At 44.8% G+C, this 1,131-nt stretch carries 1 protein-coding gene; it reads right to left on the bottom strand.

Annotated elements, in window-relative coordinates; translation table 11 throughout:
- A partial coding sequence (locus A3739_RS17400; protein WP_156502653.1) for an Ig-like domain-containing protein occupies positions 1–1,105 on the bottom strand: 1,105 nt, incomplete at its 3' end.
- Between the last annotated feature and the right edge of the window lie 26 nt (positions 1,106–1,131).

A 1,131-nucleotide genomic window follows, 5' to 3' on the forward strand; every position in this document is an offset into this window, starting at 1 on the left:
CATTATATACCTCGGCTACGCTGCTATTGGAGCTATACCAATCGACCTTTTCAGTGTAATCGGCTTCGGTTCCGTCTGAGAAAGTTACCGTGGCGTTATAATCTATTTTGCTGCCCTCAACGATAGAAGCCTCAGCTGGTGAGACGACAAGGGACTCTACTGTGGCATCATTGACTACCAATTCAGCCTCAGCTTGAATCAAATCCAAGCTCACTAATACTTTGGTTTGGCCATCTAGGTATGTGCTTAACAAGCCGTCTTCTGAGATGCGAGCAATGCGATCATCTTCAACCGACCAGCTTACTTCAGGGATATCAATTAAGATCGAATTATCCGAGTAGACACCTGCAACCGATAGCTGTTGATTGATCGCTTTGGGTAAGCTAAGAGAGCTTGGTGAAATCAATAACTCGGTGAGCACGGCATTGGTAACCGTCAAAATTTGTTGCACGGCCACATTCGTTTGTGCTGATTGACTGGGATCACTGACATCCACAGTTAAAGTAGTAACCCCCAAAGATTGGCCCGTCAGTTTAACCTCAAAATCCTTAGGCTCGACCGTGACAATATTGCTCTGATCGACCGTCCAAGAGAGGTCTCGAGTAATATCGACCAATTGTCTACCGTCTGAAAAATTCGCCAGGCCCGCGACACTGATAAACGTACCATTAGGGATCCTGTAAGGGCTGCCTAATATGTCAACAATCGGCGTAATAAAGAGCCCGGTCACACTAGAATCGTTCACGTTCATTGTGAAGTTAGCACTAGTCACGCTTTGTGAATCGTCATAACGGACGGTAACCGTTGCAGATCCTGTTGCCAGGCCCTCAACAATGCCTTCGGGCAATACTTGAATGATCCCCGTCTCGCCAGACTGACTCCATGTTGCTATTGAGGTGACGTCTTTTGAAGTTTTGTCGTTGTAAATTGCAGTGACTTTAAGTTGAGTGCTAAAGTTAGCGGCTATTTCATTGTCTCCAGAAATTTCAAGGCTAACAACACGTTTGCCATTCGGGCTATTGCCGCCACTACTGCAACCCATCAATGTAAAGCTTGCTACAAAAATATAAAGCAACAAGTTCGAAAATAGTTTAGTTGATTTCATAGGGGACCAGATAATTTCAGATTATT

The organism is Oleiphilus sp. HI0067, assembly GCF_001635735.1.